This window comes from Helicobacter turcicus (genome assembly GCF_019711685.1).
GTDB lineage: Bacteria > Campylobacterota > Campylobacteria > Campylobacterales > Helicobacteraceae > Helicobacter_D > Helicobacter_D turcicus.
The window spans coordinates 75,014-89,658 of the sequence record NZ_JAIGYQ010000004.1; the positions used below are offsets into that span (position 1 = coordinate 75,014).

Below are 14,645 nucleotides of genomic sequence, written 5' to 3' on the forward strand. Positions count from 1 at the left end.
TTTATAAGTTTAATTGCTCGTGCGATAGCGGAATTGCCCTTTTTTAAAGACCATATTTAAGCCACCAATGCTATATAGCCATTTATTTTCAATAGTATTTTTCATAAATGCCGCAAGCTCTCCTTTGACATTTTTATGATAGACGATTCCTACGCCATCTGTATGTCCTATGGAGCAAACTGTCCCTCTGTGATTAAATTTAAAAGGTTTTTCAAAAGGTTTATTTTCTAGCTTTGCACATAAAAGCTCTGCAACATAATCTCCCATTTGTGCGGCAAGTTGGGCTGTTGGAGCGTGAATAGCATCTTTGTCTGTGGCAATGGCACAATCACCTACGACATAAATATTTTCAAAGTTTTGACATTGAAGTTGCGGATTTACAGAGATTCTGCCATTTTTATTTGGAATAATAGAATGCTCTACAATATCACTTCCTTTAACTCCTGCACTCCAAATGATTGTATTGCCATATACGCTGTGTGTTTTGCCCTCACTCTCCACAACCACTTCGCCTTCTTTAATTTCTTTAATATCGGCGTTAGATAGAATCTCTACGCCTAAATTTTTGAGCTTGGATTCTGCTGTTTTAGCAAGGGAGTCGCTAAATACGGGCAAAATGTGTTTGGAACGTCCAATGCATGTTACTTTTGGAATCTTTCTATCAATCCCGCAAATTAAACAAAGCTCATTAAGCTGTGTTGCAAGCTCTGCTGCAAACTCAATTCCTGTAAATCCTGTGCCACATACAATAACTTGCAAATCTTTTGGATTTTTAGTGTGGATAAATTCTTTGAATTTATTTTCTATATTTTTATCAAGCTTTAGTGCAGAGTTTAGAGAAGAGAGTGTGTAAGCATATTTCTCCACACCTTTAACACCAAAATTATTAGGTTTAAATCCAAGTGCAATTACCAAAATATCATAGGAGTATTCTCCGCCATTGCCAACGACTTTATTTTCTTTTGGGCAGAGCTGTTTGATTTTATCTTTGATAAAATGCACCTTATTTAAATCTAAGACTTTGCGATAATAGATTCTTGCTTTTCTTGCACTCAAAGTTCCAATTGCTACTTTATGTAATAATGTCGTTTGGTAGTGGTAGTCGTGTTTGCTAATTAATGTAATTTCAGCATTCCCTTGATAGTTTCTTTGAAGCCCTAAAGCCGCCTTTAATCCACCATATCCGCCACCAATAATTAGAATCTTTGCAGGTTGTTGCATAACCAATCCTTGATTTAAAACTTTAGGATTCCATATTAAGATAAAGTTGTTGATAAAATCCTAAAAGGTTAAAGAATCCTTTATTTTCTAAGAGTGAAGATGTGTATTTAAGAAATATTTTTGTTTAAATTTTAAAAGTCAAAGAGTAATCCTATTGTTAAGAAAAGATTTAGTGCATTAGAAGAATAAGGATTATTAAGCAAATTGGACTAAAAACTAAAATTTTGTAGGATTTAGGTTATAATTTCGCTTTTTAATTCTGTTTAATTTAGCAAAAAAGAGGTTTGGTGATGCAAAATATAAGGCGCTATGTTTTAATGGCTTTGGCGGTTTTGTTGTTATATTTTTTGGTGGTGTTCCCAGAGTTCGCAAAAATTTTAGCTGGTGTTGCGATTTTACTCATTGGAATGATGAATCTAAGTGATGGATTTAAGGCATTTAGTGGAGGAATCTTAGAGAGTATCTTGACAAAATCCACAGACACACGTCTAAAAAGCATTGTTTTTGGGGTGGTTACAACAATGCTAATGCAAAGCTCCACGTTGGTTTCTGTTATCTCTATTTCTTTTTTATCAGCTGGGTTAATTACGCTTGCACAAGGTATTGGAATCATTTTTGGAGCAAATCTTGGAAACTCGGCTGGTTCGTGGTTAATTGTAGGTTTAACAAGTATTAAGATCTCAGTATTAGCGATTCCTTTAATTGTGTGTGGGGCGGTTTTAGGATTCCAAAAAGATAGCGTTCTTAAGGGGGCTGGGTCAATTTTTATGGGAATTGGCTTTTTCTTTTTGGGTGTGGATTATATTAAAGTTGGATTTGAATCTTATAAGGAAATTGTGGATTTATCACGTTTTAACTTTGATGGCTTTAAGGGAGTGTTGATTTTTGTAGGGCTTGGTGCACTTACAACAGGAATTGTGCAGAGCAGCCATGCAACTTTAGCAATTATTATTTCTGCATTAATTAGCGGACAAATTGGCTTTGAAAATGCATTAGCCGCAACACTTGGAACGAGTGTTGGAGGCGTGGTAACAGCTGTTGTGGCAAGTTTAAGCACAAATATTGAGGGTAAGAAGCTTGCCATTGCAAATTGTATTTTTAACTTTACTATTGCAATTATCGTCATTGCCGCATTTCCTTTTTTTGTAAAAATGGTAAATCTCATTGCTGAAATCTTAGGTATTGAAGCAACAAACTATGCGTTAAAGACAGCACTTTTTCACACTTTGTTTAATCTTGTAGCGGTGCTTTTAATTTCTACTTTTATTCGTCAGATTGTTTTTGTGCTAGATAAGATGATTAAAGCTCCAAAAGATAGGGATATGGATGCACCTTTATATTTGGATTCTAACATTATTGAATATCCAGATACCGCAATTGACGCTTTGCAAAAGGAATCTATGCATTTGTATAACAATGCTTATGCGCTTGTAGCACACACAATTGGCTTTAATCGTAGTGATATTCGTGGTAAAGAAAGTTTTGATTATATCGTTAAGAATAAAAAGTGGTTTAGTGGAGATGTGGATTTAGATTATCTGTATAAGCGCAAGATTAAGGTGCTTTTTGATGCGGTAATGGAGTTTGCAACTAAAGCACAAAGGTATGTAGAAGATGAAAAGAAAAACGATCGCATTTATTCTTTTAAAATTGCAGCACGCAATCTTACAGAAGCGACAAAAAACTTAAAACTAATCCAAGCAAATATGAAAGTGTATTCTAACTCTAAAAACCCATATTTAGCGGAGAAATATAACGAAATGCGTAAGGATTTAGGAATGCTCCTAAGAAGTGTGGAAGAGTTAAAAACAATGAAAGATGAGAATGCATATTTGATTTTAAAGCAACTTTTAGCGGCAAAAGAAATGCCTAAAGAGTTAGATTATAAAAATATGCGTGATGTGGAAATGCTTATTAGTGAAGAAAAAATCAGTGTGGCAAATGGGACATCTATTTTAAACGATAGTGCTTTTATTGCCGAGATTGCTACACATTTAATTGAAGCAATTGGAATTATTTTTACAAAAGAAAGTTGGGAGGATTTGGAATCCAAGCAAGAAGTTTAGGGGTTTAAAATGAAATTGCAAAAAGAATGTGAGTAGAAGTTAAAGGCACAATTTCAAAAAAGGGATTCTAACTTGTAAATTCAAATTAGGGTTGGAATCTATTATTGCTCCAAATACCCTTCTTTAATGAGTAGTTCTACAACTTCTCTAAAGAGTGGCACAGCAGTGCGTGCAGCAAAATAAGCATTTGTTTCATTGGGTTCAAAAACGCTAATGCCCAAAGTGTATTCATTGCCTGCTTTATCACTTGCAAAGCCAAAAAAGGAGCTATTGTATTTGCGCACATATTTTCCTCCTTGTGCGATGTGCGCAGTTCCTGTTTTTCCACCTATGGTGATTCCGGGCACTTGAGCAGTTTTTCCTGTGCCATCACTGACAATTTTAATGAGGGTATTTTTCACTGCATTTGCTGTGCCATCGCTAATAATTCTAATGGGCGTTTGGTGTTTTAGCTTATAGCGGATAGATTTAGAATCTTGTAGATATTCTACTAAATAGGGTTCATAAGCGATTCCATGATTAATAATGGTATTGTAAGCCTTTAGCATTTGCATAAATGTTGAGCGCAAACCATAGCCATAAGAGGCAGTTGCGCGATACACTTCACTACGAAATCGTCTAGCATCAGGAATCACTCCCACGCGTTCATAAGGCAAGTCAATCCCGCTTAAATTTCCAAAACCAAAGGCTTGCAAGCCCGCATTATATTCTGCTGGACTTAAGCGTTGAGCTATTTTTGCCATTCCGATGTTGCTAGAGTAGAGTAGCACTTCTTCTGCACTAGAGGATTCTAATTTATGTGTGTCTGTAATGGTAAAATTATGCAATTTGAAGCGACCATTTTCTAAATTAATCACTTCATCTTGTTGCACCAAATTTTTATCTAACAACATTGCATAAATAATGGGCTTGATAATACTTCCGGGTTCATAGGAATATTCAATGGCATTCGCATTGAGTTTTGGATAATCTTCTCTTGTAATTGCATTTGGATTAAAACGTGCACTGCTTGCTAAACTTAGGATTTTGCCATTTTTGCTTTCCATAATACCAACTAGAATTTCTTTTGCGCCAAGCTCTTGTGTGTGGCGGTCAATTAAACGCTCTACCTTTTTTTGGAGTTTTAGTGGAATAGAGCTAATAACATCATAGCCATCTACACGTTCTTTAAAGATGGAATCCTTATTTAAAACGACATTAAAACCAATATCACGTGCACCTATCATTAATAAATCGCTATTTGGTTCTAATTCTTCATCAAAGCTTTTTTCAATTCCTTTTACACCATTTACGCGTGTGATTTTAGAATCATTCTCTTTATTGATGTAGCCTAAAATTGGCTCCATTGTATCCCCGTAGAGGTAATCACGTGATTCTCCACTCTCAACAACTGAAAGTCCGTATTTAAAAATGTTTCCGTTTTTGTCCTCGTAACTTTGAAAAACACTAAGTTGATTAAGCTTTAAGTTGAGCTGCTTTAAATAACTAGCACTTTTAGAGTCAATGTTATAAGAGAGTGTTACATTTCCTTTTTGCTCAAGCTTTTTGCGGATTTCTTGCTTAGGAATCTTGCTGTAAATACTAAAGAGATTGATGAATAATTCTTTTTTTTGCGGATTGATATTATAGGTATTTACCACGGCTTTATAGACTTTTTTGCTAGAGGCTAGTAAAAATCCATCACTACTATAAATGTTACCTCTAATAGCACTTTCAACGCGTTTTGTTTGGAGATTTGGGAGTTGTCGCTCTGTAAAATTGCGGTAAAAAATCGCCCCTAAAAAGATACAAAATCCTATTGCTATCAAAATAAATAGTAGCAGGATTTTTCCTGCTTTTTTACTTTGCGCACTATTCACAGATTAAATTTGTGTTTTGATTAATTCTTTATAGGCACTAATTGCCTTATTGCGCACTTCAAGCATGAGTTTCATGCTATTTTCTGCTTTTCCAATTACAACAGCTGCTTGATGTAAATCTTTAATTTGTCCTGTTGCCAGATCCGCCATTGCTTGTTCGGTTGTTTTTTGGTAAGTATTGACTTCATCAACCGCATCTTTTAGCATACTGCCAAAACTTTTTGCAGGGGGATTTAAATCATGGTTTGGCGATAGATTAGGCACATCTTGGAGTTTAGAGTTAAGCTTCTCTAAATCTACTCCATATTTTTTAATTTCCATTTATAATCCTTTATGCCTGGAACATTGAAATCGCTGTAGAAGCCATATTTTTAGCACTTTGAAAGACTGCAACATTTGCCTGATAAGCTTTTGATGCTTCAATCAAGTTTGCCATTTCTACAACGGGGTTAATGTTTGGATACGCAACATAGCCTTCAGAATTTGCATCTGGGTGGCTTGGTTCGTATTTCATTCTAGGTTGAGTATCATCACGCACGATTTTATCAACATAGACACTCATTAGCGTTGGTTTAGGCTTACGCCCTTCATCAAAACTATCCATTTCATCTAATGGATCTTCATATTCTAGCAAATTATTGCTTTTTTCATACTTTTGATTTAAAACTTTATCAAAATCAAAGGCTTTAAGCACTAATTCCCTTCTTCTATAAGGTCCGCCTTCATCTGTGCGTGTGGTGTTTGCATTTGCAATATTGCTTGAGATTAGATTCACTCTTTGACGTTGAGCGGAGAGTCCATAACCACTAATATCAAAACTTGATAAAAACATTTATTCTCCCTTAAATATTTCTAGATGAATCAATAGCGTAAGTGTAGATTCCACCCTGTTTGCGCAACGCACCAACTAAAGCTTGATACATAATATCATTTTTCCCCATTTCGCTTGTTTCAATGTCTAAATCCACGCTATTTCCGTCGTTTCTTGCTAAATGCCCATCACGATAAAACATTGTCGGACGATAGGGGTTTTCGTCTTTTGCTGGCAACAAATGATTTTTGTTTGTAATTGCTACATTAAGCTCTAAATTGCGGTTACGATTGAAAATTTCATCTGCTTTTAATGCCATCATTTGTTCAAAATTCACATCTTTTGGGCGATACATAGGCGTAGAGACATTAGCAATATTACTAGCAATCATATCACGACGTAATGCTCTGTGATCTAGTGCTTCTTGTGCTAATGCGCGTGCTGGACTATAACTAAAAATACTCATATGTAACTCCTAAAAGATAAACTTTAAAGAAGTGTAAAGCAATATTTGTTCCAAAAATTTATTAGTTTGTGTTATCTTTCATACTATTTTATTGCCTATTTTTTAAGTTTGTAAATTTATAGAATCTCTTTTGCATTAAATTCTAGAATTAAGCTTTAATGCTACAATTTCACAAAGATTTTAAAGGAGATTGTATGCGAAGCGATATTATCAAAAAAGGACATCAAAGAGCGCCACATAGGAGCTTATTACGTGCCACAGGGCTTAAAGATGAGGATTTTAACAAGCCCTTTATTGGTGTGGCAAATAGTTACATTGACATCATTCCGGGACATTTTTTCTTAAACAAATATGCCGCAATTGTCAAAGAAGAGATTAGAAAAGCTGGGGGTGTGCCTTTTGAGTTTAACACAATCGGCGTAGATGATGGCATTGCTATGGGGCATAGCGGTATGCTTTACTCCTTGCCAAGTAGGGAGCTAATCGCCGATGCGATAGAATCTGTGATGAATGCCCACGCCCTTGATGCGATGATTTGCCTCCCAAACTGCGATAAAATCGTACCCGGTATGCTTATGGGAGCATTACGCGTGAATGTGCCAACAATCTTTGTAAGTGGCGGTCCTATGAAAGCAGGTAAGCTAGAAGATGGCACGATTTTGGATTTAAACTCCGCATTTGAAGCGGTGGGAGCGTATGAGAGTGGCAAGATAGATGAGAATAGGCTGCATGAGATAGAATGCCAAGCGTGCCCTAGCGGGGGGAGTTGTAGCGGAATGTTTACTGCAAACTCTATGAATACACTCTGTGAAGCTATGGGCGTGGCATTAGAGGGGAATGGGACGATTCCAGCTCTAACAAAAGAGCGCGAAGAATTGTTAAGAAAAGCGGCTAGACGCATTGTAGAGATTGCGCTAGATTCTACAATGAGCGAGAAATTTAGATTCCGCAATATTTTGAATGCAAAAGCCGTGCATAACGCCTTTGTAGTAGATATGGCTATGGGTGGTAGCACGAATACGATTTTACACATGCTCGCCATTGCCAAAGAAGCCGAAGTGGAATTTAATTTAGAATCCATTAACAAAATCGCTACAAAGGTCGCACATATCGCTAAAATCGCCCCCGCGCTAAGCAGTGTGCATATGGAGGATATTAACAAAGCCGGTGGAGTTTCAGCGGTAATGCATGAAGTGGCTAAAAGGCAAGATAGCGCACTCTATTTAGACGCGCTAACTATCACAGGTGAGAGCTTAGGGGAGCGCATAAAAGGCGCGGAGATTACGGATTCTGCCATTATCCGCACGAATGCTAATGCCTACTCGCAAGTTGGTGGGCTTAAAATCCTCTTTGGCAATCTCTGTGAGCAAGGCGCGGTGCTAAAGGTTGCTGCTGTGGCAGAATCTATGAAAGAATTTAGCGGCAAGGCGATATGTTTTAACTCACAAGATGAGGCGATTAAAGGCATTGCAGGGGGTAAGGTCAAGCCCGGGAACGTGGTTGTTATCCGCTATGAGGGTCCAAAGGGAGGACCGGGAATGCAAGAAATGCTAAGCCCTACGAGTTTGATTATGGGAATGGGCTTAGGGGAGAGTGTAGCACTCATCACAGATGGCAGATTTAGCGGGGCGACACGTGGGGCGTGTATAGGGCATGTAAGCCCAGAAGCCGCAGAGGGTGGGCTAATCGCGCTTATTGAAGATGGCGATGAGATTGCGATCTCTGTGAGCAAGGGGAGTTTGGAGCTAAAGGTGGATTCTAAGACTCTAGAATCTCGCAGGGCGCAATGGAAGCCCATAAAAAAGGAGATACAAAGCAAATGGCTTAAAAGATACGCCTTGCTTGTGAGTAATGCCGCAAATGGCGCGGTTTTAAAAACGGAGCTATAAACCAACAGAGCGCGACTTTCAATGAAAGCTGTGCTTAGAGTGAATTTAATTTGACGCGGCTTTAAAGAGTTGTGAAAACTAAAACAAAAATGGAGGAAAAAATGGCAAAAAGTGTTGAAGAGTTAGTAGAAGACAAAATCAAGCAAGATTTAACAAAGCTTAATATTTCTTATTATTACAAAACACAATCTATTAATGATGAAATAGACCAAGCTCTTAGAGCCTACCCAAGTAAGAGCGGAGGGGAGGGCAAGAATTATCCTGATATTAAGCTTTTTTTGCAAACGCCTGAGCTTAGAAAAATTCCTGTGATGATTGAAATCAAAGGCACAAAAGGAAAATTAGCAAAGCTTAAAAATGGAGAGGTGGAAAATCTCAACGACAAAGGCGAAGCGCATTATAAAAATATCAGCGAATACGCATTAAATGGCGCGGTGCATTATGCTAATGCTATTTTAGATTATACCCATAGTTATGATGAGGTCATAGCCTTAGGCATAAATGGCTTTTATAAAGATGATAAAACAAAGGATTTGAGCCTAGAATACGCCTTTTATTATTTAAATCGCAAAAATCTCTCTTTGCCCAAGAAAATAGCCGATTACAAAGATCTTTCAGGCTTTTCAAAAGAGTATTTGCAAGATTTTGTTAGCAAGATTGACACGCTTTGCCTAAGTCAAGAAGAGCGTGAAAACTTAATAGAAAATTTAGAAAGTGATATTGAAACAAAACTTAATAAACTTAATCAATTCTTACACGATGAGTTATTAAACATCAACCCAAATGCTAGAGTAGCCTTGCTTGTAGGTATGATTATGGCAGCTCAAGGCGTGAAAGACAAGGTTGCCCCCTTAAGATTAGAAGATTTAAAAGGTGAGAGCGGCACAAATTCTAATGATGGCACAATTTTTATAAATAAAATCAATGATTTTTTAGAGTATAAAAACCTCCCAGCAGAAAAAATAAAAATGGTTATCAACGACTTAGAATCCGCCTTTATCCACTCTAAGCTTTGGCAACAAAGTGGCTTTACAAAACAAGTCGAGAACAACGACCAAAGCCCTTTAAAAAAGACTTATGCGCAAGTGTTGCAAAATATCCTCCCCCTAGTGCGTAAGCTCCAAACCGCAGATATTGCAGGCAGGCTTTTTAATTCTATCACCAAATGGCTTGAAGTGCCTGATAATGAAAAAAACGATGTGGTTTTAACGCCCCGCTATGTGGTGGATTTAATGGTCGCATTATGTAGGGTGAATAAAGATTCTTATGTGTGGGATTACGCCACAGGTTCGGGGGCGTTTTTGATAAGTGCTATGAATGCTATGATTAAAGATTGTGAATCCATAAAAAGCCCTAAAGAAAAAGAAAGCAAAATCGCCCATATCAAAGCCTATCAGCTCTTAGGCGTAGAAAAAAGAAGCGATATTTATTTGCTAGGGATTTTAAATATGATTTTGCTTGATGATGGTTCAGCAAATCTTTTGCATAAAGACAGCCTTAAGGAATTTGAGGGCAAATACGAGCAAGGAGCTAAAAAAGACCAAGTGTTTCCTGCGGATATTTTCTTGCTAAACCCGCCTTATTCAGCAGCGGGCAAGGGCTTTATCTTTGTAGAGAGGGCGTTAAAGAAGATGAGTAAAGGCAGGGCTTGTGTGATTATCCAAGAAAATGCAGGTTCAGGCAATGGCTTGCCCTATACCAAAGAGATTTTAGAGCATAGCACACTCCTAGCAAGTATCAAAATGCCTAGTGATTTGTTTGCGGGTAAATCAAGCGTGCAAACTGCTATTTATCTCTTTGAGGTAGGCACTCCTCATAATGAAAAACAACAAGTGAAATTCATAGACTTTAGCAACGATGGCTACACAAGAGCCGCGCGTAAAAAGGCAAAAGCTAGCACGAATCTCAAAGATACAGATAATGCAAAAGCAAGATACGAAGAGCTTGTAAATTTGGTCGCTTATAACCATACGAATTTACACTATTACAAAGATTGCTTTGTGCAAGATTGCATAAACTTAGAGGGCAGGGATTGGACTTTTGCCCAGCATAAGAAAATCGACACTAAGCCTACTTTAGCGGACTTTAAAAAATGCGTGAGTGAGTATCTAGCGTGGGAAGTGAGCAATGTTTTAAAAAATACAAACAACACAAAGGAAGGCGTAAATTTTCTCTAAGCCCTCGTTTAGCAGAGCTTGAATCTAACTTCAAGCAAAACGGGGGCGAGTGGAGAGAGATTAAATTAGGTGAGTTGTTTTGGGTAGAGTCAAGCAAAAAGATTTTTCATGCTAATACAATTAAAATCTTTGATAATCAAATTCCAGATTCTTATGCTTATGTTGTGCGTTCAGCTCGTAATAATGGCATAAGAGGATATGTTGTTGAAAATAAAGAATTTTTAAATCCAGCAAATACTTTAACTTTCGCACAAGATACTTTTTGCGTGTTTTATCAGGAAAAGCCCTATTTTACAGGCAATAATGTTAAGGTTTTGCTTTCTAAATTTGATGAATTTAATTCAAAAACTGGTATTTTTATAAGTGCGATTTGTCAAAAGGTTTTACAAGATTTTACTTGGGGTGTAGGTTCTACCCAATCTTCAATCCAAAATTTAACAATCTCCCTCCCTGTGTATCCCTTAATCCAAACTAAAAATACAGATTCCACCTTTTTAAGCCCTCATCAAACTGAGTCAATTTCTTATCAAGCTGAATCGGTTTCTTATCATTCTGACCCCTCCCTTTGTCATTCTGAGGCGTTAGCCGAAGAATCTCTTAAAAATTCCAATAGAGATATTTCGGTCGTTTCACTCCCTCAATATGACAAAGACTATAAAATCGCCTTTGATTTTATGGAATCTTATATCAAAGAACTTGAGGAAGAGAGGATTCAAGAACTTGAGGCTTACCTCTTAGTTGCTGGGCTTAAGGACACTACCTTGAGTGCGAAAGAAAAAGAAGCTTTGCATATTTTTGCAAAGCTTCTTGATTCTAGCGGGGGGGGGGGGTTATTTTTAACTCAATCTCAAAGCAAAAAGTCGCCTAAAAGCTTAGAATCTTTTAAAGATTCTAAGCTTTTAAATTTTGAAGATTCTAGATTAAGCCCTGAATTTTCACATTTTGCAAATTCCGCCTTAAGTGCTTTAGCCACAAGTCAAATGCCTGCTTTAGAGTGCAAATGGCAGGAATTTAAAATTGGGGAATTGTTTGAAAAAATGGAATTAAAAAAGTTGAATCCACTTGATACACGAGAACTTAGAGTAACTAGCCCTGATGAATGCCACACGATACCAGCAGTAGTAGCAAAAGTTGGAAATAATGGTGTTATGTATTATGTAAATAAAAATGATTTTGAAACAACAAGCAATAAAATAGTTGTAATTGCTGATGGTGCTGTTGCCTCAGGCTTGGCTTATTACCATGAAAAAGAATTTACTATCTTGCATAATGCCTATGCTATTAAACTAAAAAATACAAATGAAACTAGACGAATCGGTTTATATTTAGCCGCCGTTATGCAAAAGTCTATTTTTGATTTTTTTAGTTATGAGAATAAACCAACTTGGAATAAAGTAAAAGAAAATTCTATCTCCCTCCCTGTGTATGCGGATTCTAAAATCGCCTTTGATGTTATGGAAGATTTTATCAAAAGTATAGAAAAAGCCCATATCCAAAGCCTTTATGATTTCTGGCAAGAAAAGCTAAACGCTTATGAATCCGTAGTGCGGGGGGGGGGCATAGAATTTAAGCTAGAAGAGTATTTAGTGTTTTTTAAGAATGCTAAAGCTATTAAAAATAAAGCTATTGTTTGGAGAGAGTTTAAAATCGGGGATTTGTTTGAAAAAATAAGTGCTAGGTTTTTAGGAAAGGGTAATAAGTTTGAGGCTGTGTCTAAGTCCAAAACAAACGAATTTTGTATCCCTGTTGTTTATGCAAAATTTGGTAATAATGGAATTATGTATTGGGCTAAAAATGGTGATTTTGAAACATATGAAAATATTTTATCTATTGTTTATAATGGTGCAATAGCAACAGGAAAGGTCTATGCACAAAAGGAGAAAACAGGAATTCTTGCTGAAAGTTATTTTATAAGATTGAAAAATATAAATGTTAGTTTTGAAGTTAATTTATTTTTGCAATGTGTTTTAGAAAAAGTTTTATATCCAAAATACTCTAGAGATAATTTGGCAACTTGGAATAACAAAGTAGAAAATGATTCTATCTCCCTCCCTGTGTATGATTGTCAAACTAAAAATACAGATTCCACCTTTTTAAGCCCTCATCAAACTGAGTCGAGTCTTTGCCATTCTAAGTTAAATTCTTATCATTCTGAGCAAAGCGAAGAATCTCTTAAAAATTCTAATAGAGATATTTTGCTACCGCTCAATAGGACAAGCGATAAGGACAAAGACTATAAAATCGCCTTTGATTTTATGGAAAACTTTATCAAAGCCTTAGAAAAAGAAAGCATAAAAGATGTGGTGTTGTGGGGTGAGAAAAAACTAAAGGCATATAGGGCTTATGTGAAAAGTTAAGTTTCAAGGCTTGTAAAATTTGTGGATTTTATGCTTAAAAGCGTTGAGTTTTATAAAAACCCTTGCAACTCTCCCCAAGTAAAACGCGCTAACATATATGCAATCCCAAACATTACAAGGGCGGTATTTTAACACAAAAAGGCTAGGAACAAGCAAAAAGTGGCATTTTAGGAACTTAAGCCCAGCTAGACACTTAAAACAATGGATACTTTTTGAAAAGCTAAAAATTTACCCCCAAGGTGAGATTTGTGTTTATCCACATATAATTCCTGCCTACCTCGTTGCTAATGCCTACTCGCAAGTTGGTGGGCTTAAAATCCTCTTTGGCGATCTCTGTGAGCAAAGGGAGCTTGGAGCTAAAGGTGGATTCTAAGATTCTAGAATCTCGCAGGGCGCAATACAAGCCCATAAAAAAGGAGATACAAAGCAAATGGCTTAAAAGATACGCCTTGCTTGTGAGTAATGCCGCAAATGGCGCAGTTTTAAAAACGGAGCTGTGATTTTGAGATTTTTAACGCAGCTTGGTATAAGTGTGATTCCAAAAGCTTCTAGAGCATTAAAGCAAAATTTAGAAATTTTTGATTTTGTGCTAGATTCTAAAGATTTATGGCAACTAAAACAACTTGATAGGAATAAAATTTTTAGCTGGGATAGTCCCTAGGGGCTTAAAGTGAATTTATAAAACTTTTTAAAAAGATGCGCTAAAGGGTTGATTTTAATTTATGCTTTTATGCTCAATGTGTTATAATTTTTTCAAACAATTTTAAGGCACTCCATTGACACAACAACATTCTTTATTTGATTTAAGAGAATTACAGCAAGAAAAATCCACAAAATCAAATTCTACTCCTAAAGAGCATTTTTTGCACTCCCTCAAAGGCAAAAATTTAAATTACAAACGTTACGCTAAAAGTCCCTTGCGTTATGGGGGTGGTAAATCCTTAGCGGTCGGGCTAATAGTAGAACATTTTCCTAATGATATAACAAGGCTTATTTCGCCATTTATGGGTGGGGGTAGCGTAGAAATCGCAAGTGCCTTAGAGCTTGATTTAGAGGTCAAAGCCTTTGATGTCTTTGATATTTTGGTGAATTTTTGGCAAGTTTTGATTAGGGATTCTAAGGGACTTTATAAAGCATTGCTTGCACTTGAACCTACTAAAGAGACCTATGCTAATATAAAAGCAGAGTTGAAATCCTTTTGGAATGAAAGGCATAAAAATGCACAAAATATCCCACACAAAAATTTAGATTCTCTAAGCCTTGCACGAGATTATTATTTTAATTTTAATCTCTCTTATGGACCCGGATTTTTGGGGTGGATGAGCAAGATTTATGAAGATAAAACCCGCTATTTAAACGCTTTAGAGAAGCTTAAAAATCTGGGGCAAGATTCTAGGTTACAAAATCTAAGTGTAGAGTGTGCAAGTTTTGAAAAAGTGTTTGAAAAATACCCAAATGATTTTTTTTACTGTGACCCGCCTTATTTTTTAGAGGGAGATTCTCAAATGTTTAAAGGAATCTATCCTATGCGGAATTTTCCTATTCATCATAATGGCTTTAATCACGAACTTTTGAGTAAATACCTTAAGAATCACAAGGGTAAATTTATTCTAAGCTACAATGATTGTGCATTTGTGAGAGAGGCTTATAAGGATTTTAAAATCTTAGAGCCTAAATGGCAATATACAATGGGGCAAGGCGAAACACGTATTGGTAAAAATCGCCTTAATCGCAATAATGGACTGGGTGATAAAAATAATGTCAAACAAAGCCACGAGTTGTTGATTATAAAGGAGTGA

The 14,645-nt window shown here is 36.4% G+C and carries 12 protein-coding genes and 1 pseudogene; 8 read left to right on the forward strand and 5 right to left on the reverse strand.

Annotated elements, in window-relative coordinates; translation table 11 throughout:
* Nucleotides 1-9: 9 nt before the first annotated feature.
* Nucleotides 10-1,221 carry an NAD(P)/FAD-dependent oxidoreductase gene (locus K4G57_RS03920; RefSeq protein ID WP_221531879.1) on the reverse strand — a complete coding sequence of 404 codons (1,212 nt, stop codon included), beginning with the start codon at nucleotides 1,219-1,221 and terminating at the stop codon, nucleotides 10-12.
* 290 nt (nucleotides 1,222-1,511) lie between these two features.
* Between K4G57_RS03920 and K4G57_RS03925 the strand changes: the two genes are divergently transcribed.
* Nucleotides 1,512-3,287 carry a Na/Pi cotransporter family protein gene (locus K4G57_RS03925; protein WP_221531878.1) on the forward strand — a complete coding sequence of 592 codons (1,776 nt, stop codon included), beginning with the start codon at nucleotides 1,512-1,514 and terminating at the stop codon, nucleotides 3,285-3,287.
* 101 nt (nucleotides 3,288-3,388) lie between these two features.
* On the opposite strand, the gene K4G57_RS03930 is transcribed toward K4G57_RS03925, so the two are convergent.
* Genes K4G57_RS03930 through flgB form a run of 4 tightly spaced genes read right to left on the reverse strand, consistent with a single transcriptional unit; the run spans nucleotide 3,389 to nucleotide 6,423 of the window.
* Nucleotides 3,389-5,146, reverse strand: a complete 1,758-nt coding sequence (locus tag K4G57_RS03930; RefSeq protein ID WP_221531877.1) for a peptidoglycan D,D-transpeptidase FtsI family protein — start codon at nucleotides 5,144-5,146, stop codon at nucleotides 3,389-3,391.
* A 3-nt stretch (nucleotides 5,147-5,149) separates the two neighbouring features.
* The gene (fliE, locus tag K4G57_RS03935; protein ID WP_221531876.1) at nucleotides 5,150-5,467 is read right to left on the reverse strand and encodes a flagellar hook-basal body complex protein FliE; all 318 of its coding nucleotides are present in this window, start codon (nucleotides 5,465-5,467) and stop codon (nucleotides 5,150-5,152) included.
* A gap of 10 nt (nucleotides 5,468-5,477) precedes the next feature.
* Nucleotides 5,478-5,978 carry a flagellar basal body rod protein FlgC gene (gene flgC / locus K4G57_RS03940; protein WP_221531875.1) on the reverse strand — a complete coding sequence of 167 codons (501 nt, stop codon included), beginning with the start codon at nucleotides 5,976-5,978 and terminating at the stop codon, nucleotides 5,478-5,480.
* 10 nt (nucleotides 5,979-5,988) lie between these two features.
* Nucleotides 5,989-6,423: a flagellar basal body rod protein FlgB gene (gene flgB, locus K4G57_RS03945; protein ID WP_221531874.1), complete on the reverse strand. Its 435-nt coding sequence runs from the start codon at nucleotides 6,421-6,423 to the stop codon at nucleotides 5,989-5,991.
* 194 nt (nucleotides 6,424-6,617) lie between these two features.
* On the opposite strand from flgB, the gene ilvD reads away from it, so the two are divergent.
* The 7 genes and pseudogenes from ilvD (at nucleotide 6,618) to K4G57_RS03980 (ending at nucleotide 14,645) form a co-directional block, all read left to right on the forward strand.
* Complete coding sequence (ilvD, locus tag K4G57_RS03950; protein WP_221531873.1) at nucleotides 6,618-8,312, forward strand: dihydroxy-acid dehydratase; 1,695 nt, start codon at nucleotides 6,618-6,620, stop codon at nucleotides 8,310-8,312.
* 101 nt (nucleotides 8,313-8,413) lie between these two features.
* Nucleotides 8,414-10,489, forward strand: coding sequence for an HsdM family class I SAM-dependent methyltransferase (locus K4G57_RS03955; RefSeq protein WP_221561805.1), 2,076 nt, complete (start codon nucleotides 8,414-8,416; stop codon nucleotides 10,487-10,489).
* Entirely contained in the window at nucleotides 10,426-12,846 is a 2,421-nt protein-coding gene (locus tag K4G57_RS09300; protein ID WP_221561806.1) for a restriction endonuclease subunit S, read from the forward strand. The genes K4G57_RS03955 and K4G57_RS09300 overlap by 64 nt, the downstream gene beginning before the upstream one ends.
* Nucleotides 12,847-12,943: 97 nt before the next feature.
* Nucleotides 12,944-13,219, forward strand: a complete 276-nt coding sequence (locus K4G57_RS03965; protein ID WP_221531962.1) for a hypothetical protein — start codon at nucleotides 12,944-12,946, stop codon at nucleotides 13,217-13,219.
* A pseudogene (locus K4G57_RS03970) lies at nucleotides 13,170-13,346 on the forward strand (dihydroxy-acid dehydratase); the annotation flags it as partial. The gene K4G57_RS03965 and the pseudogene K4G57_RS03970, both read left to right, overlap by 50 nt.
* 2 nt (nucleotides 13,347-13,348) lie before the next feature.
* Nucleotides 13,349-13,507, forward strand: a complete 159-nt coding sequence (locus K4G57_RS03975) for a hypothetical protein (RefSeq protein ID WP_221531870.1) — start codon at nucleotides 13,349-13,351, stop codon at nucleotides 13,505-13,507.
* 202 nt (nucleotides 13,508-13,709) lie between these two features.
* The gene (locus K4G57_RS03980; protein WP_236033215.1) at nucleotides 13,710-14,645 is read left to right on the forward strand and encodes a DNA adenine methylase; all 936 of its coding nucleotides are present in this window, start codon (nucleotides 13,710-13,712) and stop codon (nucleotides 14,643-14,645) included.